This window comes from Rhizobium sp. Root1203 (assembly GCF_001424945.1).
Lineage (GTDB): Bacteria > Pseudomonadota > Alphaproteobacteria > Rhizobiales > Rhizobiaceae > Rhizobium.
The window spans coordinates 157482-179018 of sequence record NZ_LMCW01000034.1; the positions used below are offsets into that span (position 1 = coordinate 157482).

The 21537-nt window shown below is 59.4% G+C and carries 19 protein-coding genes; 9 read left to right on the forward strand and 10 right to left on the reverse strand.

Features of this window, described 5'->3' with window-relative positions; genetic code table 11:
- Positions 1-35: 35 nt before the first annotated feature.
- Complete coding sequence (locus tag ASC97_RS25050; protein WP_057471140.1) at positions 36-443, forward strand: response regulator; 408 nt, start codon at positions 36-38, stop codon at positions 441-443.
- A 53-nt stretch (positions 444-496) separates the two neighbouring features.
- On the opposite strand, the gene ASC97_RS25055 is transcribed toward ASC97_RS25050, so the two are convergent.
- From ASC97_RS25055 to ASC97_RS25090, 8 genes are all read right to left on the reverse strand, one after another.
- The gene (locus ASC97_RS25055; RefSeq protein WP_057471035.1) at positions 497-1099 is read right to left on the reverse strand and encodes a HupE/UreJ family protein; all 603 of its coding nucleotides are present in this window, start codon (positions 1097-1099) and stop codon (positions 497-499) included.
- Positions 1100-1218: 119 nt separating this feature from the next.
- A complete protein-coding gene (gene copD / locus ASC97_RS25060; protein WP_244481585.1) occupies positions 1219-2103 on the reverse strand; it encodes a copper homeostasis membrane protein CopD in 885 nt (294 codons plus the stop codon).
- Positions 2104-2111: 8 nt separating this feature from the next.
- Complete coding sequence (gene copC / locus ASC97_RS25065) at positions 2112-2480, reverse strand: copper homeostasis periplasmic binding protein CopC (RefSeq protein ID WP_057471036.1); 369 nt, start codon at positions 2478-2480, stop codon at positions 2112-2114.
- A 58-nt stretch (positions 2481-2538) separates the two neighbouring features.
- Complete coding sequence (locus ASC97_RS25070) at positions 2539-3081, reverse strand: copper chaperone PCu(A)C (RefSeq protein WP_057471142.1); 543 nt, start codon at positions 3079-3081, stop codon at positions 2539-2541.
- Positions 3082-3265: 184 nt separating this feature from the next.
- Entirely contained in the window at positions 3266-3670 is a 405-nt protein-coding gene (locus ASC97_RS25075; RefSeq protein WP_244481586.1) for a hypothetical protein, read from the reverse strand.
- 184 nt (positions 3671-3854) lie between these two features.
- Positions 3855-4730, reverse strand: coding sequence for a hypothetical protein (locus ASC97_RS25080; RefSeq protein WP_113000479.1), 876 nt, complete (start codon positions 4728-4730; stop codon positions 3855-3857).
- A gap of 58 nt (positions 4731-4788) precedes the next feature.
- Complete coding sequence (locus tag ASC97_RS25085; RefSeq protein ID WP_057471038.1) at positions 4789-5730, reverse strand: glycosyltransferase family 2 protein; 942 nt, start codon at positions 5728-5730, stop codon at positions 4789-4791.
- A complete protein-coding gene (locus ASC97_RS25090; RefSeq protein ID WP_244481587.1) occupies positions 5702-6925 on the reverse strand; it encodes a glycosyltransferase family 4 protein in 1224 nt (407 codons plus the stop codon). Before ASC97_RS25090 ends, ASC97_RS25085 begins: the two co-directional genes overlap by 29 nt.
- 216 nt (positions 6926-7141) lie before the next feature.
- On the opposite strand from ASC97_RS25090, the gene ASC97_RS25095 reads away from it, so the two are divergent.
- The 6 genes from ASC97_RS25095 to ASC97_RS25120 are packed head-to-tail and all read left to right on the forward strand — an operon-like array spanning position 7142 to position 12869.
- Complete coding sequence (locus ASC97_RS25095) at positions 7142-8029, forward strand: hypothetical protein (protein WP_200959543.1); 888 nt, start codon at positions 7142-7144, stop codon at positions 8027-8029.
- Between the two features lie 17 nt (positions 8030-8046).
- Positions 8047-9636, forward strand: coding sequence for an acyl-CoA ligase (AMP-forming), exosortase A system-associated (locus ASC97_RS25100; RefSeq protein WP_057471039.1), 1590 nt, complete (start codon positions 8047-8049; stop codon positions 9634-9636).
- The gene (locus ASC97_RS25105; protein ID WP_057471040.1) at positions 9633-10859 is read left to right on the forward strand and encodes a pyridoxal-dependent decarboxylase, exosortase A system-associated; all 1227 of its coding nucleotides are present in this window, start codon (positions 9633-9635) and stop codon (positions 10857-10859) included. Before ASC97_RS25100 ends, ASC97_RS25105 begins: the two co-directional genes overlap by 4 nt.
- A 57-nt stretch (positions 10860-10916) precedes the next feature.
- Entirely contained in the window at positions 10917-11174 is a 258-nt protein-coding gene (locus ASC97_RS25110; protein ID WP_057471041.1) for an acyl carrier protein, read from the forward strand.
- A gap of 51 nt (positions 11175-11225) precedes the next feature.
- Positions 11226-12188, forward strand: coding sequence for a glycosyltransferase (locus ASC97_RS25115; protein WP_057471042.1), 963 nt, complete (start codon positions 11226-11228; stop codon positions 12186-12188).
- Positions 12189-12191: 3 nt separating this feature from the next.
- Positions 12192-12869: a polysaccharide deacetylase family protein gene (locus tag ASC97_RS25120; RefSeq protein ID WP_057471043.1), complete on the forward strand. Its 678-nt coding sequence runs from the start codon at positions 12192-12194 to the stop codon at positions 12867-12869.
- Positions 12870-12925: 56 nt separating this feature from the next.
- On the opposite strand, the gene ASC97_RS25125 is transcribed toward ASC97_RS25120, so the two are convergent.
- A complete protein-coding gene (locus ASC97_RS25125; RefSeq protein WP_057471044.1) occupies positions 12926-14392 on the reverse strand; it encodes a hypothetical protein in 1467 nt (488 codons plus the stop codon).
- A 259-nt stretch (positions 14393-14651) separates the two neighbouring features.
- Here ASC97_RS25125 and ASC97_RS25130 point away from each other — a divergent pair, with 259 nt between their 5' ends.
- The gene (locus ASC97_RS25130; RefSeq protein ID WP_057471146.1) at positions 14652-16100 is read left to right on the forward strand and encodes an O-antigen ligase family protein; all 1449 of its coding nucleotides are present in this window, start codon (positions 14652-14654) and stop codon (positions 16098-16100) included.
- Between the two features lie 411 nt (positions 16101-16511).
- Here ASC97_RS25130 and ASC97_RS35725 read toward each other — a convergent pair whose 3' ends face one another.
- Positions 16512-16739 (reverse strand): hypothetical protein, encoded by a 228-nt coding sequence (locus ASC97_RS35725; RefSeq protein ID WP_244481594.1) that lies wholly within the window; start codon positions 16737-16739, stop codon positions 16512-16514.
- On the opposite strand from ASC97_RS35725, the gene ASC97_RS25135 reads away from it, so the two are divergent.
- Positions 16738-21528: a DUF4082 domain-containing protein gene (locus ASC97_RS25135; RefSeq protein ID WP_244481592.1), complete on the forward strand. Its 4791-nt coding sequence runs from the start codon at positions 16738-16740 to the stop codon at positions 21526-21528. The genes ASC97_RS35725 and ASC97_RS25135 overlap by 2 nt on opposite strands.
- The last annotated feature ends 9 nt before the right edge of the window (positions 21529-21537 follow it).

Sequence of the window (21537 nt, forward strand, 5' to 3'; positions counted from 1 at the left end):
GATCGAGTTCTTTCGAATGAAAGGCGAGAACTGTGATTGGTACGAGCGTAGAGCGTAATCCAGCGGATAGGGCTGCCGAAAAGCACCGGGTCTTGATCGTCGAGGACGAGCTGTTCATCGCCCTCGATCTTGAGGCGACGGTCAAGGCCATGGGCTTTGATGTCGCCGGGCTTGCATCGGGAAAGGACCAGGCGTTGGAACTGGCACCGGCAGCCGACATCGCATTTGTCGACGTCAATCTTTCCGATGGTCCGACGGGTCCGGAGATCGGCCGCCGTCTGGTGGAGGAATACGGCGTTACCGTCGTCTTCATGACCGGCAATCCGGAGGCGGTTGCCGGCCAGCTGCAAGGGGCATTGGGGGTCGTCACAAAGCCGGCAATGCCGTCGGTCGTGGAGAGATCGCTGAAGCGCGCCGCGGAAGCACGCCGCAGGTGCGGCTAAGAGATCGCTTCTCCCCCGAGCTGAAAAGCCCGCCTTTTCGCGGACCGCCCGTTTCAGATGAGGCCTGCCAGAAGGCTGACGCCTGCCAGCGCTGCTATGCCGCCTGCCGCGCGCGTGGCAAATGTGCCAGAGCGACCGCCGACTTTGCCGATCAGAGAGCCGATCGCAAGACCCGCAACATGAAGCGCTGCGGTCGCCATCATGAAGCCGGCCGCATACGCCAGGCCGGCTGCGGCTGCTGGCATTTCAGCACCGTGAGCGTGACCGTGAGCGATCGCGAACAACCCGACGATGCCTGCAGCAATTGCGACGGGAGCCCTGATACCAAGCGCGACGATCGCCCCCAAAATGATGACCGACAGCGCGATGCCAATCTCGACAAAAGGAATGGCGACACCCGTCATGCCGAGTACGCCGCCTCCGGCCATCACCAGAACAAAGGTCGTCGGCACAACCCAGACGGCGCGGCCGCCAAGCTGCCAGGCAAGAACGCCGACCATGACCATGGCGAGCACATGGTCCAGGCCGGAAAGCGGATGGCTGAAACCATGAACGAAGCCGAATGTATCCCCAACGCCGGTGTGGGCAAAAGCAAGCGACGGAGCAAGGAAAAGAGCCGCGAGCGCGGCGCCGAATTTAACGCTTTTTGTAAACATGTGGGCCCCTTTAAATGTGCAATGTCGCCTCGGAACGTGACACGGCAGACCGGCCCGATAAAGAGAAAAAGTGCGCACTACCGTCATTTGACGTAGGTGCTGTGGGTACGGAAATTGGGTCAGACCGGCGCCAACGTGCCGAACCATGCAACGAGCGCGACGACAGCTACGCCGAGGCATAGCTCGGCTATGGTTGCGAGCTTCAGCGCAAGCAGAGACCGACTGAGGCCAAGGCGAGGCACAATCACGTATCGGTTGACGATCGCGAGGGTCACCATGACGCCGACCAGCCCGATCTTTGCGGCAAGCAGCACCTGATAGGTGCGAGACCAATCCGACGGGACGCCTCCGACGATCAGCATCGTATTGGCGGTCCCCGACAGAAGGACAAGCGCGACAGCAACGTGCCCCGCTGTGGAAAATCGTGTCAACGCCGGCCGGGCTTCATGTTGCCACTTGGTATCGTGAAGCAATGGCAGAACGGCGAGAACCGGCACAAGAGCGCCAAGCCATGCACCGCCCGACAGCAGATGAAGGGCATCGTTCGCCCGATGGAGGACCCGCAACCAGCCACTGTTCATCGCCGCATGGCCGCTTATCGCGAGCGTGAGCACCAGTAGCCCGGCGCAAACGGCTCGCGCCGGCGGCCGGTGCCTGCCTGGCAGTGCAAACGTAGCGATGAGCAGGGCACTGAGACAGGCCTGTGCCAGCCACGCCCGACCCACACCGGTATCAAGCACAACGGTTTGCAGCACGCTTGACGAAAGGGCATCGCGCCATCCGTCGCCTATCGCCGCCGCCCGCAATGGAAGCATCCCGGCCGTCGTCGCGATAACCGTCAAGACCGCAACGTTGCGCGACACGCGAAGCCGGTGATCCAACAGCTGCGACAACCGTGCCGGCACGAGGCAGGCGAGATAGACCGACACACCCCACAGGAAGAGACCTGCGCCGTCGAACAGGAAGCGGCACAGGATCAGGCCATGGTCCCCATCAAAGGTCACGGTCAACGTCAGGGCTTGACGACAAAATCAAGGGCGCCCTTGGTCTTGTGGCCATCGGTCGAAAGCACGTGCCACTCCACCGTGTAGCGGCCGGCATCGAGCTTCTCAGTCACGGGTAGTGTCAGCGTCTTGCCCTCGTCCAGCAGTCTTGCGTCGCCGACTTTGACCGCAGCCTTGCCGGGCCCAACGATGGAAATTCCTGAGAATTTGAGTTCCAGTTCCTCGGAAAAGCGCAAATCGATCTCGGTCGGTGCGATTGCGACCGTCGCCTTGTCGGCAGGAACGCTGGCGGTGAGGTGTGCGTGTGCCAGCGCCTGGCCGCAAAGGCCGAGGGATATCGCAGCGCAGATGACGGAAAGGCGGGTGAATTCATGCATGAGGATGTCTCCTGGGGATACGGGAAACGCGCGGAACGTCCGGTGGACGGGAATGGTCCTATTGCGGCTTGGACATATCCATGCCGCCCATGTCCGTGTGATCCATATTCTTGTGATCCATGGTCGAGTGGTCACCGCCCCCGCTTGGTCCGCCTGCGTTGCCGACGGAAAATTCCACGTCGACGGCACCTGCCTTTTCGAAGGTCAACGTTGCCTTGATCATCTCGCCTGCCTTGAAGGGCTGCGTCACGCTCATGAACATGATGTGATAACCGCCTGGCTTGAGCTCGACCGTCTTGCCGGCGGGAACCACGAGGCCGCCACTCACCGGCCGCATCGTCATGACGCCACCATCGACGCTCATCAGGTGAACCTCGGCCGACGCTGCCCGATCGGAGGACACGCTGACCAGCCTGTCGTCTGTCGACCCGTTGTTGGTGATGTTCATGTAGCCGCCACCGACTTTTGCACCGGGGACCATAGCGCGCGCATGCGGGTGGCCGATCTCGATGTCACCCGCCTTGAAGCCGTGAGCGGTTGAGAACGTGGCAAACAGACCTGCAAACAACAGGCTGGCTATTGGGATAATGAACTTTTTCATCATGGTTGCTCCTTGCGGGGACGACGCTTCGTCTGACCGCGCACGACGTCGTGCCAGCGTGGCGACGGCCTTCGGTGCGGGACGAGATTTGACATGACTATGATCTGAATTGGGCCGAACGCGACACAGCAAGGCGAAGCGCTGGAATGGCGACAAGCGTCACGACATCTGTCGGAACGCAGGTTCAAGCAAAAGCGGGATTTCGCGGGGGCGCCCTTGCGCCTCTGCTGCGAGGAAATAATTGCCGGTGAAAGACAAGGACCTCGACCCGTGACGCATCGGTTGCCTTGATCAGAAGACGCTCGATGCCGCCGGAACCGGGAGCATGCAACAGGACCGAGGAACTTATCCGGCAGGCTTCGCACTTGGCGGCATGGAATTGATCATGCGTGTGCTTTCCATCGACCTTGCCGGCAATGCAGATGACGGGCAACGTGCCGTCGGGAAGAACGTATTCTGCAAACTCGGGAGCGATGAAAGTGCCGTTGGCGAAGGCGGGGGCCTGATGAGCAAAGCCGACGAACAGCAGAGCGATGGCGCAAGTCATGCGCACCAGCCACTGAGCTGCGTTCGTTCTTCCGGCTGTCACCTTGTCCTCACCGTCTCTCGGTTCCGCTGTCTGTACGGAGGATTCCACTAAACTGCAATGCGGCAATTTAGGCAACTCGCACAAGCCAGACCAACCCTGCAACGACGAGATGTGGCACGGCGTACCCACAGGCGCGGCAGCCGATCGGGGGTTCCGGTTTCATTAGTGGAACCCGCGAAAACGTTTATTGGGCCACCATTACCGACCCGTCCTCCCAAACGTTTCCGCTCCAGACATTGCCTTCGCCGCCCGGATCGAACGACGTCGTGGGGCCGTATGACCCACATTTTCCATTGGGGCCCCGTGTCCAGACATTGCCTGTCACGACGATAAACGTTGGATTGCTGCCAAAGGGCTTTCCCGGGTTGTATCCGAATGATGTGCAATAGCCACCCGGTGTGGCGAGAAACAGGTTGCGCTCAAACGTGAACCGCGTGAGCACGGCAAAGTCGCCATAAATCTGGGCACTGCCCGAGCAGCCACCTTCCTTGTCGTCTTCAACGTCGCAAACAATGGTATTGTGCCGAAGTGTCACATCATGCCAGCCGTTGGACAAGAAACCGCCGAGATGCTGCGGCTGGCCGGGTTGAAGATATTGTCCGTGGAGCCAGGAATCCTCGATGAGGCAATTGGGCGTGCACTGGATGCTCGTTTGCCCGCCCCTCACGTCGACGCGCCGCGCGGTGACGTCTGAAAAGCCTATGGCTGGTCCCTTCCATCTGCCCCCGTCGACAAGGCTGTCTTCAATCGTAAGCGAAGCGCCCGGAGTGTCGACTTCGATCCGTCCCGTGGTGCTACGCGTAATCCGCACGCCCGGTGCCTTCACAAACAGGTCGCACTCTACCGAACGGGCATCAATGACCGTGTTCGGCTCGGTTATATCGCATGGTCCGTCATATGGCGCGAGAACGGTTCCCTTCGGGACGCCGGTATTGCCGGGTCCAGGGAAGCTGCTCAAGTCAACAGGTATCGGGGGAACCTCGCTTGACTGAACGGCATCCGGACCCAGCGCAATCAACAGCGAAGCCGCGACGGCCGGCCAGCTCGAAAGTGCGGTCAATGGTCTGGCCTCCTACCCGGTAAGGCGCTTGTCGCATTTTCTATGATCGCTTGGCTGCTCATCGGGAAGACGCATCCCCATCGGGGCCAAGCGGCAGCATCTCCCGGTTCCACCGGCCGCTTAAACTCGCGGCGTCCGCACCAAATGCCAGCGCGAGCATGATCCAGGCTCTGTAACTACGAACAAGCACTACCCCTGCAAACGCGAGTGCGCGAGCGCGCAAGCCCTTCAGCCGATCCGAACGGCCAATTCGGATCACCTCTGCAGCAGGCGAGACGGCAACCGCCCCGGCGCGCAAAATCCAAAGTGGCCACCAGCCCCGCCGCGCCTGAATGCGCGCAAAATCGTGCGCTGTATGCCGGTCCCATTTTCGAGCAAGTTCGCCAAGGGTCCTGCGAGCCGGGTGATAGACGACCATCGTCGGGCAATAATGTGTTCGAAAACCTTGCCGCAGTGCCCGCTGGCCCCAATCCCGATCCTCGGCGACGTCGATTCCGCCAAATGGACCGACTGCGCCAAAAACCTTTGCACGCATCGCAAGGTTGCCGGTGCCCGTAAATCCCTGCTTGGCGATATACTCCTTCATGCGATAGGCGAATACACTCTCATAGGCTTCCAGCAGTGTCAGCCGGCCAGGGTTTTCACATGCGATCCGTACATCGCCTCCCAGGACATCCGTTTCGGCATCCGCCGTAAATCGATGCTCGATTTCAGACAGCCAGCCCTTGCCCGCAACGCAGTCGGCGTCGATGAACGCCAGGATATCACCGGACGCATGCGCTACCCCGCGATTGCGTGCCGGCCCCGGACCTGGAACCGGCTCGGACAAAAGAGCGACGGCGGGAAACTTGGAGCAAATCTCGAACGGTGGAGCTTTGGAACCGTTGTCGACGACGATGATTTCCGCTGCCTGCTGCGTCCCTGTCTGGGAAGCCAGGGATGTCAGGCACACTCTCAGCGCCTCTGCCTGATCAAGATGCGGGATAATGACGCTGATCATTGACGTCCAATCTCCGTCGAAATAGATCGCGGTAAGCACCGAGATACCGATGAGCTTCGCCCGTCCAGCGAAATTTTCGCTCGGCCACCGCACGCCCGGCCGAGCCCATCTGCAGGCGTCGTTCCGGATCGTCGACGAGTTCCAGAATGCCATCCGCGAGCGCTTGGGGCGAATGCTCGGAGACGACGAGGGCGGCGTTTCCGGCATCGCTGGTTGCCTGGCGCAGATTGAACTGAACGAACGGCAGGCCCAGCATCATGTACTCGAACACCTTGTTCATGGAGAGCTTGTCGTTGAAGTCGTTCGGCGGATCGGGAATGATCCCGAGATTGAGCGCCGAAAGATGGGCCATAAGCGGCTGGCCGCTGAGATAGCCGGTGAAACGCACCGTGTCGCCAAGTTTGAGGTCTTCGGCCATCGCCTTCAGGCGCCCGAACTCCGGCCCGTCGCCGATAATCAGGCAATTGATGTCGTTGCGCTTTCGCACATGCACGATGTCTGCGACCGCCTTCACCAGGGTCTCGACGCCGTCCTGCGCGCCCATGATCCCGATGTAACCGATGAGATGCTTTCCCGGTACAATCAGGGACTGATCCGCGTCGGTCAGCCGAAATCGGGATGCCTCCGGGTAGCTCTTGACCACAACGACACGGTCCGGATCCATGCCCCCGCGGGCGACGGCAATGTCGCGAAAGGTTTCATTGGTGGCTATGCTGGTGTCTGCAGCGCGAAAAGTCTGGCGTTCGAAGAACTGAAGCAGCTTGTGAAAGAAGTCCTTTCGCCCGAACTTGCTGACATAGAGCTCTGGGCTCAGGTCGTGGTGATCGAATACAAAGTAAGTTCCAAACAGCAATTTGTGGACCAGGGCCACCAGGAACATCAGGTCCGGCGGGTTGCATGCCTGGATCGCGTCGATCGGCTGCCGGCGCCGAACGCGAAACGAGAGATGGAGTTGGTGAAACAGCGCGAAACAATACTCTCGGAAGTACCCAGCAGCGGAATCGGCCTCCCGGAGGGGATGCCGATAGATATGAATGCCGTTCAATACTTCGTAAGCCTGATCGTGTCCTTTTCCCATAGGGCAAATGACCGAAACCTCGTAGCCACCCTCATTCAGCGCCTGTGCTTCCTGCCAGACCCGACGATCGAAGGGGACGGGCAGGTTCTCAACCAAAATTAGAATGTGATTTCTCATAGAAATGGCCGCCTCCCAAGCTCGTGTATTCGACACGAAGAGGCCTGACCATACGACCGCGCAATCGTAACCCTCAAGTTAGCAAACGGGATAAGCAATAGACCTTTTGTGTAACTACCTTCCAATCGCAATTATGGCTAAAGATACCTACACTAATACTTGTGCCAATGCTTGCGAGCATATGTTTTAGCGTGATTGCGAAGGAATTGGTGGGCTGTGTCAAACTCTGATTTCAAAGCGACAGACGGGGCTGTCGTGATCCGGCCGATTGCTCCCGGCGACGTTCCCGCGGTTGCGAATTTTCTTCATGCCGAGTTGAACGGCAGGCTTTCGCCGTCGACCTGGGCGGCCGCGATCCAGCCGTCCTGGCAATCGATTTCCCCCAATCATGGCTTCATGCTTGTGGGCGAGAACCGCATTCTCGGCGTCTATGTCGCGTTCTATTCAAAGCGCCGTATCGGCGACCAGGAAGAGAATTTCTGCAACCTCGCCGCATGGTGTGTTCTCGAGGCTTACCGTTTCCACGGACTGAAGCTTCTGAAAGCTCTGCTCGACCAGCACGGCTACACTTTCACCGACCTGTCGCCAAGCGGCAGCGTGGTTCCACTGAACGCACGCCTGAACTTCCAGCATCTGGACACCGCGGCAGCGCTGGTACCCAATTTGCCGCTGCCGCGATGGGGAAGCGGAGTTCGCATCGTTTCCGAGGCGTCAACGATCGGCTCTTGCCTCAAGGGGCGCGATCTCGAGATCTATCGGGATCACGCGCGCGCCCCGGCAGCACATCATCTTGTCGCACTTCGGGGCGACCAGCACTGCTACGTCATGTTTCGAAGGGACCGACGCAAGCAGTTGCCCCTGTTTGCGTCTATCCTGCATATCGGCAATCCTGAATTTTTCCAGGCGATTGCAGGCCATGTCTACAGTTGCCTGCTGACCCGCTTTGGAATTATGGCGACTTTGATCGAGAACCGTCAGGGCGTTTCACCTCCAGGTCTGTCGATCGCACTTCGGTCTCCGCGACCAAAGATGTTTCGCAGCAGCCGGCTTGTCCCGGGCGACGTAGACTATCTCTACAGTGAACTGACGTGCGTGCCTTGGTAGTAGGGAGTAAGGTGTTCATGCGATCAGCAACCAGGACAAATCTGTCACATCTGCTTCGTCACGGGGCATTGCAGCATCCTGCCGCGCCTGCATTGACATACAAGGACACGACATGCAGCTACATCGAACTGTGGCAGCGGGTTTGTGGGTTTGCATCGGCTCTTGCGGCAATCGGGCTGCAGCGCGACGATCGCGTCGCCATTTTTCTTGAAAAGCGTATCGAGACCGTCGTCGCGATATTCGGCACGACGGCGGCGGATTGCGTCACGGTTCCGGTGAACCCGTTACTTCGGCCTCAGCAGGTCGCCTACATCCTCGCCGACTGCAATGTCCGCCTGTTGGTGACGTCGACGGATCGTTGGGCACAGCTGCGCGAGTACCTTGCCGGCAACGACGGGCTTGAGCACGTTGTGCTGGTGGATCAGGAGACGGCCGAGACTGACCGGCCTGATGGCGGCGTTCGTCAGACGCGTGGCTGGACTCCGATGTTCTCCGGCGCCACTGGAGAAATTCCCAAAATTGCTTCCGTCGATTGCGATATGGCGGCAATTCTCTACACCTCAGGAAGCACAGGCAAGCCGAAGGGCGTTGTGCTTAGCCACCGGAACATGATCGTCGGCGCGGAAAGCGTCAGCGACTATCTCGAAAACGGTCCGCACGATACAATCCTTTCCGTATTGCCATTGAGCTTCGATGCGGGCCTGAGCCAACTGACGACCGGGTTCAATTCGGGCGCGCATGTCGTATTGCTCAATTATCTCTTGCCCGGCGACGTCGTACGATTGTGCGAGAAACATCGCGTCACAGGCATTACCGGCGTGCCTCCTTTCTGGATTCAGATCGCAGCCCTGACCTGGCCCCCAGAGGTGGCAGCAAGATTGCGCTATTTCGCAAATACAGGCGGAAGAATGCCGAAGGCAACGCTTGAACGTCTGCGGGTCCAGTTCCCACAGGCAATGCCATTTCTCATGTACGGGCTGACCGAAGCCTTTCGCTCGACCTATCTCGATCCCGCGGAAATCGACCGTCGTCCGGATTCGATCGGCAAGGCCATCCCGAATGCCGAGGTCCTGGTTGTCAGGCCAGACGGTACGCGATGCGATCCGGGCGAACCCGGCGAGCTTGTGCATCGGGGGCCCCTGGTCGCAATGGGCTACTGGAACGACCCCCTGCGAACGGCCGAACGTTTCCGACCGCTGCCTGGAGCCAACGCGAGCTGGAGGCCGCCCGAGATTGCAGTTTTCTCCGGCGATACCGTCGTCGCCGACGATGAAGGGTTCCTGTTCTTCGTCGGGCGCCGCGACGAGATGATCAAGACCTCCGGCTATCGGGTGAGCCCGACCGAGATCGAAGAGGTAGCCTACGCCAGCGGTCTTACGCGCGACGCCGTTGCTCTCGGGATAGACGACGAAGCATTGGGCCAACGCATTGTGCTCATTGCCAGTCCGATGACGAATTCGCTCGACGTCGGCGCTTTGCTGACGGCGTTCAAGCGACGTCTGCCGCAATACATGGTGCCGTCCCAGGTTATCGAGATGACGGCAATTCCAACCAATCCGAACGGGAAATTCGATCGGGTTCTTTTACGGGAGCAATTGAGGTCGTGAGTTCGCACCCATCCATTGCCATGTTCGAGGCGGTGCAAAGCTGCCTGGCCGTCGGCGGCATTTCCCTCGATCGACTTGCGGAGCGTGTCGGCAGCACGCCGTTCTTCGCCTACGATCGCAGGCTTATCACCTCGCGGGTGGGCTACCTCCGCTCCATGCTGCCTGCCGACGTCAAGTTGAGTTACGCGGTCAAGGCCAATCCCATGCCTGCAGTCGTCCAGCATCTGGCCGGTCTTGTCGATGCCCTTGACGTTGCTTCGGCCTTTGAGATGAAGACCGCACTCGATACACCGATGACGGCCTCGCACGTGAGCTTCGCAGGGCCCGGAAAGACAACTTCGGAACTCATTCAAGCCGTCGCGGCCGGCGTGACCATCGAGATGGAATCGTCCAACGAAGCCGCCCGCGTCGCCGCAATCGGACACCGGCTTGGCATCCGGCCAAGAGTGGCCTTGCGGGTCAATCCCGATTTTCAAGTCAAGGGCTCCGGCATGCGCATGGGGGGAGGCCCCCAGCAATTCGGCATCGACGTCGAGGAAATTCCGGCGCTCCTGGGGGAACTCGCCGCTGCGGACCTGGAGCTTCTCGGGTTTCACGTCTTTGCCGGCTCCCAGAACCTCCACGCCGATATCCTGTGCGAAGCCCTATCGAGGAACGTCGCCCTTCTGCAGCGGCTCGCCGGTGACTGCAAGTGGCCGGTTCGTTATCTCAATCTCGGAGGCGGATTTGGAATTCCCTATTTCGAGAAAGACCATCCTCTGGATCTCCTTCCGGTCGGTCAAAGGCTCGAAGCGCTGATGGAGACCGAGATTCGTCCCAATCTGCCCGACGCCCGCGTCGTCATCGAGCTCGGTCGATATATCGTCGGCGAATCCGGTGTCTATGTAACGCGCGTCGTCGACCGCAAGGTGTCCCGTGGACGCATCTATCTGGTGGTCGACGGAGGACTTCATCATCAGTTGGCCGCTTCGGGCAATTTCGGCCAGGTCATTCGCCGCAACTATCCGATTGTGGTTGGGAATAGGATAGGCGAGACCGAGCTGGAAAACGTCTCCGTAGTCGGCTGCCTATGTACGCCACTCGACCTGCTGGGGGACAACGTGATGCTTCCACACGCAGAAATCGGGGATTTTATCGTCATCTTTCAAGCCGGCGCTTACGGTCTGACCGCCAGCCCGACCGCATTTCTTGGACATCCGCTGCCGCCGGAAGTCCTGGTGTAGAGCGTGAGCGGCGAAGGTTCCGTGTTTCAACATATTGGGAATATTGAGAGGGGTATCATGAATTCGTCAACACTCGAAGCTGTGAAAGATGTCATCGTAGAAACGCTCGGGATCGAGGATCGGGGCCGGATCGAAGGGGCCGCAACACCGCTGTTCGGCAACATACCCGAACTCGATTCCTTTGCTGTGTTGAGCCTGGCCGCCGCCATTGAATCGCGCTTCGGATTTCAGATCGACGACAGCGATTTCACCGGCGAACTCTTCGAAACCGTGGGCTCTCTGGCTCAGTTCGTAGATCGAAACCGGCTTCACTAGAAATCGCTTCGAAATGCATGCAAGGCGCCGAATTCCAGCAGGGGGCTGCAGATGGTGAACAGTCAAAAGGACGGGCAGGATCCGCTTGAGGCGGAGGTCGGTCAGGCGGCCGGAGTGGCGGTCGTCATTGTTGCATTCAACAGCGCAAGTGCCTTGCCGCCGCTGCTGGATTCGCTGCCGGCGGGTTTGAACGGTGTCGAGCGCTTTGAGGTGATCGTCGTCGACAACGATTCTCGGGACGGGTCCGCCGAGATCGCCGAGGCCCATTTCCTCAACCCAACCGTTATCCGGATGGGTCGCAATGCAGGATACGCCGCAGCCATCAACGCGGCCGCGGCGACAGTACAGCCTGATTGCCATCTTCTTATCCTCAATCCCGACCTCCGGCTGTATCCCGATGCGGCAAGACCGCTGCTGGAGCGCGCGGCCACGCCATCGACCGGCGTCGCCGTTCCCTTGAACTACACCGAGGATGGACACATCGATCCTACCCTGCGACGCGAACCTTCCGTGCTCACTGCTTGGGCAGATGCCCTGTTGGGCGGGCCGCTAGCGGGACGGATCGGTCTGGGAGAGGTCATAACCGGTGCCGAGCGATATGATCGCCGCGGTTCGGTGGAGTGGGCAACCGGTTCGGCCCTGCTCGTTTCCGCCCGGGCGCGACGCATTGTTGGCGAATGGGACGAAACGTTCTTCCTCTACAGCGAGGAGGTGGATTATCTCCGACGCGTCCGGGAAGCAGGCTTCGATGTCATCTACGAGCCCCTATCTCACGTCATGCATGAAAGCGGGGGAAGCGGCAGGAACGCCCGACTTTACGCGCTGATGACCGCCAACAGGATCCGCTACTTTGGCCGTCACCACGGCGTAGTGCAGACGGCATTGTTCAGGCTCGCGATTGCTGTCGGTCAGGCTATGCGGTGCTGGCGGGGATCGTGGCATCGGGCAGCGTTGTCATGTGCCTTGAAACCGCTGAGACCAGCTGCAGATTTTATGATGGGTTCGCGGAGTTGAACGATGCAGACGACGAAACGCCGGATAATCAACTTCCACGGGATCGGAGAGCACACGCAGCCACTTGAACCGGGCGAAGCGGACTATTGGCTCGGTCTGGATCGGTTTTGCTATGTCCTCGATCGTATCGCAGCTCATCCCGACCGCGAACTGCTGTCCATAACGTTCGATGACGGCAATATCTCCGACATTCTCCTTGCTGCCCCACAGCTCATGAAACGGGGTCTTGATGCAGAGTTCTTCGTGCTGACAGGCCGCATAGGTCGGGCCGGATCGGTGGGAGCGGACGATATCCGTTCACTCATGTCCATGGGAATGCGCATCGGCAGCCATGGCATCGATCATCGTGATTGGTCCAAACTTCCTGCGAAAGACCTGGACAATGAACTAAACACCTCCAAAAAGGTGGTTGAGGAGATATGCGGGTGCACCGTTCGATCCGCCGCGATCCCCTTCGGGCGGTACAACGCAAGGGTCCTGTCGATGCTGCGCAACGCCGGCTATGAAGCCGCCTATTCAAGCGACAAGGGAAGCGCCGATACTCTTTCGTTCCTGAAGCCGCGCACGTCGATCAGGCACGACACGACGGACGGCATGCTCGGACGGATACTCGCCGGGCATATGCCTGCCCTGAGCCGAATTCGCAGGGCTGCAGGCATGACGATGAAGGTTTCGACCTAGGCACGGCCCGTCTGGAACCATCGTCGGGATTGTTGCCAATCGACGTTGCGCCGCCCTTATCTCCAGGTACCGACGATCTGCATGACCTTTCTGGATGCCCGCCTCGGATTTCTGATCGCCTCTCTGGCAGGGCGCAAAAGGTCCCGGTAGTTGCCGTACTTGTTTATCGGGATCTCCGATATTTCCTTCCACAGAGTTTCAATTGCCTTGAAGTACACCTCGCCTTTCCGCCTCATCGCAGGCGGCAGCGAAAGCATATCGACGTAGTTCGCTCTGGATATCATGGGATGTATCTCGTGTTGCTCCGGCTTCACATAGGAATCGCAGAAGCCCCATGCGCTCATTCGCAGTTCGAGATAGGCAAGGTCCAATATAAACAAAGCGTCGAAATGCGAAATGGGCGCAAGCCAGGCTTCCACCGCCTGTATCACCTCGTCATTCTGCGGCAGCTTCAACCTGGTTACCAGACCTTTCGCGTCGATCGCCGTGTCATGCTCCGCATTCAACCAAAGGAAACCTCGGCCGACTTCCCCCCCAAGGCCGCCTATGAAGTATCGTCCTTCCAGAGGCTTGACGCTTGGATGCATCTTGACGTTGTTGCCGCCAACACAATGCCCGGCTCTAAATCTCCAGAGGTCAGCTTCCTCCGGCGTGGCTTCGCGGTAGGGGAGAAGCTCGTGCCGCAAGCCAAACTGGCGTGCCAGCCGGGTCGCGCAGGCGACATCCACATCGGCGGTCGGTGCTGCAACTGTTACAAAGGAAAGATTGGCAAGCAGATGCCGCGAGCACGCCAGCAGCAGGCGGGAGTCGTTGCCTGCTGTCAGGGCAACACTGGTTTTTCCTGCACCGGCGAGGATCGCAATCGTTTGAGAGACGCGCTCGCAAATCCGCGCGCAAGACGCCGTGGGATCCGCGGAAATCTCGACTGGGGCGAGGGGCCAGTGACGTTTCGCAGTCCAGGTGTCCAAGTCTAGATAGTGATTGCAGAGGAGCCGGGAGATTCCTTCGTGCGCCGTCAGGCCCGCCGTAAACCAGCCGGCATTGTCGACGTCGAGCGATTTGTAGAGCTTTGCCCGAAATCGCTCCTGATATCCGACTGCGTCAAGCAGAACCGCAGCAGTCGCACCGGCAACCTTCGCCTGCTGATCGTAGACGACGGAGAGGGTGCCGTCTGCATCGAGATAGATGCGGCGTAATCCAAGAGCGCTGAGGACGAACAGAAAGCTTCCCGTCAGGCGGTAGATGCACGTCTCGATGAGACCATCGAGTGCTTGCACGTCATCGAGTTTTCGATCGATGCGATATTGACCCTCGACGATAGCGCCTCGGTCGACATCGATAGGAGTTCCGAAAAGGAGACCGATCGACGTTCCGTCCTTGTCCAGAACGGGGACGACATTTATTCCCGGGGCCAGGTTCAGGACGAGACCATCGAGCTGCCGTTGTCGCCAGCCGCTGGGGCATGGCCCGGCGCCGGTAGAAATGACGAATTGCCCATCACGGTTGTCAAGTCCCGACAGCATTTCTTGTTCCTTGGACGAGGATTGCCTTGGCGGCTTGACGGCACCCAAAGCGAGCCTGTCAAGCTTATCCGATAGTATTCAAGTAAGTAAGCGCCGCCAGGATCGTCTATTTGGACGAAACCAGGTATGTCGGAAGGATTAATCGCAGTTCGAGCTGGTTTTGGATATTGTCGCCTGGAACCATTTCTTTCGAGTCTCTCTGAGAGAGGTTGGAGAATTATGAAATAGGGCAATTCCGCCAGCGTGTCCGGACATGACGATGTCTAAGTATCAGGCAGCCAGCAGACAACCGCTCTATCGAGCCGCGGCTGGCGGACGTGCAGCTTCAAGCCTGCCGAACGCCAGGAGCGATCGACGACGCCTTGACCCGGGCAAGCAATCGGTCATTGCGCCATCCGGTGGTCTACCCATTGCAATCAAGTTGTTTCTGATCGGACTGGTGATCCCGTGGATCGTGCCTTTGGGCCCACTCAATCTCTCGGCCTATCGGATTGTCCTCATCGTCGCTCTGTTGCCTTGCATCACGATGTGGGCCCAGGGGAAGATCGGGCCCGTCCGGATCGCCGACATCGGACTCCATCTCTACAGTATCTGGGCGGCCCTCGCGCTCGCCGTCATTCACGGGATAGGACCTGCGCTTCAATCGGGTGGTATGCTGTTTATCGAAGGGACGGGCGCGTATTTGCTGGCGCGCTGCTACATTCGCACCGCCAGCGATTTTCGCAGCATGATCATATTTGTCATCAAGCTGATGATGTGTCTTCTGCCATTTGCCCTCTATGAATGGATGACTGGCGAAAAGCCTTTGCTGGCAGCGTTCGGGACGATCTTTCCAACCGTCGAAGTGACGAAAATGGTTCCGCGAATGGGCCTCTGGCGGGTACAGGGCCCATTCAGTCATTCCATTCTGTTCGGTGTCTTTTGCGGCAGCATGCTTTCCTTGACCAGCCTTGTGGCCAGCAAGAAGTCGTCCACACGCGCACTCCTCGTTTGCCTGGTCGGCGGGACCGCTGTTCTATCGATGTCGTCGGCCCCGATAGCCGGCGTGGCTTTCCAGATCGCGCTGCTAACGTGGAACAGGATCCTCCGCAACTTTAGGGGTCGATGGAAACTGCTGTGGATATTGGCGTTCATCGGTTACCTTGTCGTCGAATTCGGATCCAATCAGACGCCGGTCCAGTTTTATGTTTCGCACTTCACCTTCGAACAACAGACCGGGTGGTATCGTATCTGGATCTGGGACTACGGTTCCGCGTCCGTTTCCAACCATCCGCTCTTTGGAATCGGACTTGGAGACTGGGCGCGCCCGAACTGGATGGCGAGTGACAGTGTCGACAATTTCTGGCTGCTCACCGCCATGCGGTACGGGCTCCCCGCCTTCCTGCTGATGTCTCTGTCCTGGCTCTCCCTGTGGATCGCCGTAGCGCGAAGGAAGGGCCTCGATCGTACCCTCCGCTCCTACCGGACCGCCTATCTCATTTGTATGGCAACCTTCGTGTTCGTCGGCTCGACCGTGCATTTCTGGGGCGCCACCTATGCATGGTTTTTCTTCCTGGGAGGCTCGGGTGTCTGGCTGCTGGACGCCGATGCTGGTCGGAAGGAGGATCCAGTGCCATCGGGTTCGATCCGCGACCGCCTGTCCGCGAAGCCCGCATCGAGGCGCCAAGGTCGGGCCGCGCTGCCGCAGGCGGGCGGATTGTCGGCTTGACCCGACCCGACATGACCAGGCTGCTTCAAACTCCTTCCGAAGATTCAAGATTACTGGCGTCGCCGCCAAGTGTTGCAAGTAAGTAATCATAACGGTGTACGAAATACTCCAGCGCATACCACTGTTTGCCGTCGTTCCCTCCGCCGCGAAAGCTGGCAGAATGAATATTCTCGAATGGTGATGAGTGTTGATGATGTTTAAGATGCGCGTCAAGGATAACAAGTTTCTCGGAGTTTTCGGTGGTGCGAGCAGCGTTTATGTCACCTCCGATGCTTGGCGTAGCAATGCAGTGCCGGTCGTTTCGACGCCCGGGGGCGACGGGTTCAAAGCAACAAACTCCGTATTTCAAGCGTCGGGGAGTATTGAACCAACGACACCTGCAACAATACTTCGCCAGGACGCGCAATCCTCCTATGCGGCAGCCGATTTTACAACAACAGCCATGCTTCCGTCCGCCGCGACTGCGACGACGCCTGCGCCCACGCCGGCACGAAAGGTCCTTTCCGTGGAGGAGCCCTCGATCCCGGTCCAATCGAGCGCGTTGACGGGTAGCAGCACCGTCGGCGGGGTTGAGGCCGTGCAATCCGTCAACGTCGGTTCGTCGCTCGACGCCCCGGCGCCAACCGTTTCGTCGGTCATGCGGCTCGCCTCAGCCGGGACGGCCGAAGCCGCGTTGGATGCAACTGTAACGGAGCCTGAGGCCCCGGTGTTTACGACGGCCGCGGCCCCCGCGACGGCCCCTGCAGCCGCCCTCGCGGCGACGCCCAACAAGATTGCCGACGAAAACAAAAAAAAGGGCAACCCGCGCAGCGAGTGGGCTATCGAGGGCGACGGCGACGGCAGCATTCAGGGCTTTGCAACCGAAATCAGCACCAACATTGGCCAGACCGTCGATTTCAAGATTGCGACGGATTCGACACATTATCGCATAGACATATACCGTATGGGTTACTACGGCGGCGACGGTGCGCGCAAGGTCGCCTCGATCGACAAGTCGTTGACAACAGCGCAGATCCAGCCACATCCAATCGTCGATATGTCGCTCGGGCTGATCGACTGCGGCAACTGGTCGGTGTCCGCGAGCTGGGAAATTCCGGGGGATGCGGTTTCAGGCGTCTACTTTGCCAAGCTCGTTCGCGAGGACGGCACGGAGGGAGCCAGTATCATCCCGTTTGTCGTGCGTGACGATGCTTCGACGAGCGATATCGTCTTCCAGACGTCGGATACGACCTGGCAGGCCTACAATGCCTGGGGCGGAGCCAGCCTCTACTATGGTGAGGTCCCTGTAGACCCCGCCGACATGATCGGTTACCTGCCGCCCAACTGCAGTTGTGGATTGACGGCGATCGGACGCGCCTCCGCCGTCAGCTACAACCGCCCGATCATCACCAACACAAGCCCCATCGGAGGGACGCACGATTTCATTTTCGGCGCGGAACAGCCTGCAATCGAGTGGCTTGAGCAGAATGGGTATGACGTTTCCTATATATCCGGCGTCGATGCGACCCGGAGCGGGAATCTGTTGCTCAACCATCAAGCCTACCTTTCGGTGGGACATGACGAGTACTGGTCCGCCGAGCAAAGAAGCAACGTCGAAGCAGCGCGCGACAGCGGCGTCAACCTTGCGTTCTGGAGCGGCAACGAAGTCTATTGGAAGGTTCGCTGGGAAACCAGCATCGACGGCAACGGTACGCCCTATCGCACCATGGTTTGCTACAAGGAAACCTGGGGCACCAGCAGTGATCCGAGCGCAATCGGCACGGGCACATGGCGTGACCCCCGCTACGCGGATCCGGGACAGCAGCCCGAGAACGCGCTGACCGGAACGATGTTTACGGTGGACAGCTATCGTGCCGACAGCATTTCCATTCCCTACGACTATTCCAACCTTCGGTTCTGGCGGAATACCGACGTCGCAAACCTGCAGCCCGGCGAATCCTACAATCTGGTGAAGAACCTCCTCGGCTACGAATGGGATTCCGACGTCGAGAACGGCTTCAGGCCTGCCGGGCTTATCAATCTGTCGCTCTCGACAATAGCGGTCGACAGCTATCTGTTCGACTACGGCACCACAGTTGGAAGCAACACCGCGACACATAGTCTGACCATGTACCGTGCAGAAAGCGGCGCGCTTGTTTTCGGCGCCGGAACCGTATTCTGGTCATGGGGATTGAGTTCGAACCACGAAGGAGCCGAAACGCCCACGGACCCGAACGTTCAGCAAGCCATGGTCAACATGTTCGCCGACATGGGCATCCAGCCGACCACGCTGGTTGCCAGTCTTGCCCTTGCCGCCCAATCGACGGACACGCTCAAGCCGACGTCGAGCATTACATCACCCACGGTCGGCGGCAGCTTTCTCGAAGGGCAGCACGTCACGATAACCGGCACGGCCCAGGATTTCGGTGGCGGCATTATCGCGGGCGTCGAAATCTCGACCGACGGTGGTCAACGCTGGTACAAGGCAACAGGCAAGGAGACCTGGAGCTACAACTGGGTCGTTCAGGCAAGCGGTACCTACACGATCATGTCGCGCGCCGTCGACGACAGCGTCAACATGGAAACGCCATCCACAGGCAAGCAGGTTACCGTCAACCTGCCCACAACGGCCAGCCTTTGGACGCTCGCTGCGACGCCCGCCACTGAGACCGCGATCGATCGCGATGGCGTGGAACTCGGCGTTCGCTTTCAGTCCACAACCGGCGGCTCTGTTCAGGGAATTCGCTTCTACAAGGGATTCTACAATATCGGGGAGCACGTCGTCAGTCTTTGGAAGGCGGACGGAACGCTGCTCGCGACCGGCATTTCCACCGGCGAGTCCCTTTCAGGCTGGCAGACCGTCATGTTCTCCAGCCCGATCGCAATTACCGCCGGAACGACCTATGTCGCTTCCTATCACAGCAACGGCTTCTACTCGGTGACCGACAACTACTTCGGCGCCACCTACAGCAACGGCCCCCTTAAGGCTGTCGACGGCGGCGGCGCGTATATCTACAGCGCCAACGCCGGCACGTTCCCGGGCAACAGCCCCGCGGGCGCCAATTACTGGGTCGACGTCGTTTTCGACGCCGGGGTGAACAATGCGCCGGTTGCAACAGATGACAGCGGCTACACGGTCGCCCGCAACGGGACGTTTACGATATCGGTTGCGGCGCTTGTCGCCAACGATACAGATGCCAATGGCGACGCCCTGACGATTACTGCCGTCGGAAACGCGCTGCACGGTTCGGTAACGTTGAATGCGCAGACCGGGGCTGTCATCTTCACTCCGGATGCAAGTTATGCCGGCCCGGCGAATTTCAGCTATACGCTCTCCGACGGTCGCGGCGGCACCGCTCAGGGCAATGTCAGCCTGTCGGTAGAAGAGGGCCCCTCAGGTGTAAGCCTGTTTCAGCCGGACGACGGGCCAGCCAATGCCGGCTTCAACGAGAATGCTCCGCTGGAACTTGGCATGAAGTTCGTTTCGTCCGCCAGCGGCGCGGTCACCGGCATCCGTTTCTACAAGGCCGCAGGCGACACCGGTGCGCACACCGGCTCCATCTGGACGTCCGATGGCTCCCTGCTGGGCACGGTCGCATTTTCAAGCGAATCCCTCAATGGATGGCAGACTGCGACGTTCACCAGCCCCATCCAGCTCACGGCCGGCGTAACCTACGTCGCTTCCTATCATACGACTGGTTCCTACGTCGCGACGGCAAACTACTTCACGACCGCGCATGCAAACGGTCCGCTGACTGCCCTCTCTGCCGCCTCCAGTGGCGGCAACGGCGTGTTTTCCTATGGGTCCAATACAACGTTCCCGACATCCAACTATCAGGCAGCGAACTACTGGGTGGACGTCGTCTTCAATCAGTCGACCGTCAACGCGGTTCCGGTCGCGGCCAATGACAACGGGTTTGTTGCATATTCCAACACCGCTCTGTCGATCGCTGCCTCTGCCCTCCTTGCAAACGATACAGATGCGGACGGCGATGTTCTTTCCATTACAGGGGCCAGCGGCGCAACGCACGGCACGGTGACGTTCGACAGCCAGACCAATACGGTCATCTTCACGCCGACGAACGGCTATACCGGCGTCGCCAATTTTTCCTATAGCGTTTCGGATGGCCGTGGCGGCACGTCGTCAGCTTCCGTGAGCCTGACCGTCGGCTCGCAGGCAAGCGGCGCGGGCCTGTTTTCGTCCTCCGACGCGCCCAGCGTACCATCCGGGAGCGATTCCAGTTCGGTCGAGCTCGGCGTGAAGTTCTTGGCCTCTGCCGGCGGTGCCATCACAGGGCTTCGATACTACAAGAGCGCGCTGGATACGGGCGCACATGTCGGTTCTCTATGGAGCAGCACGGGGCAGCTGCTAACATCCGCGACATTTTCGAACGAGACGGCCAGCGGTTGGCAGACAGTGACCTTCTCACAGCCAATCACGATCACGGCGGGAGCGACCTATGTCGCGAGCTATCATTCCAACGGCTTCTACGCCGCAACGCCGAACTACTTCACCAGCGATCATTCGAGCGGGGCATTGACCGCGCCGAGTGGGGCGAACGGTGTCTACGCGTATGGAGCCGGAAGCCTGTTTCCAAGCGCGAGCTACAATTCGACCAACTACTGGGTCGACGTGCTCTACCAGGGCGGCTCGCAAAACACTGCACCGGTTGCGGCCAACGATCCAGGCTATTCCACCGCCATTGGAACGCCGATATCCATTCAGGCTTCGGCATTGCTTGCCAATGACAGCGATCCCGATGGTGACACCATCTCGATCACCGGCGTCAGCGGCGGTGTCAACGGCACTGCAACCTTTGACAGCCAGTCGAACACGATCACGTTCACGCCGACGGCTGGCTATTCCGGCGCTGCGAGCTTCTCCTATACAATCGCCGATGCGGCGGGAGCGACGGCCTCGGCCCAGGTTTCCGTGGCGGTCAACAACCAGGGCGGCGAGCAGAACGTCTTTGCTGCCGGCTCGACCCCGACGATCGTCTCGGTCAACGACAACTCGCCTGTCAATCTCGGGATGAAATTTGAGGCCGACACGGCAGGCTGGATCACCGGCATTCGCTTCTACAAGGGCGATACCAACACAGGTTCGCATACCGGATACCTCTGGACATCGACCGGGACACTGCTTGCAAGCGCCACCTTCTCGAACGAAACGACGAGCGGCTGGCAGTCGGTCAATCTGTCTACGCAGGTCGAGATCGATGCCGACACGACGTATGTCGTCTCCTATAGCACCAACGGCAACTACTCGGCGACGGCTGGCTACTTCGATGCCGAAACATCCAACGGCAATTTGCAGGCTCTGTCGTCAGCCCTGAGCGGCGGCAACGGTGTCTATGCCTATGGCTCGAGCGGGCTCTTCCCGACCAGCACCTACAACAACACGAACTACTACGTAGACGTGGCCTTCAAGCCGCAACTCGCAGCCTAATGGATTGAG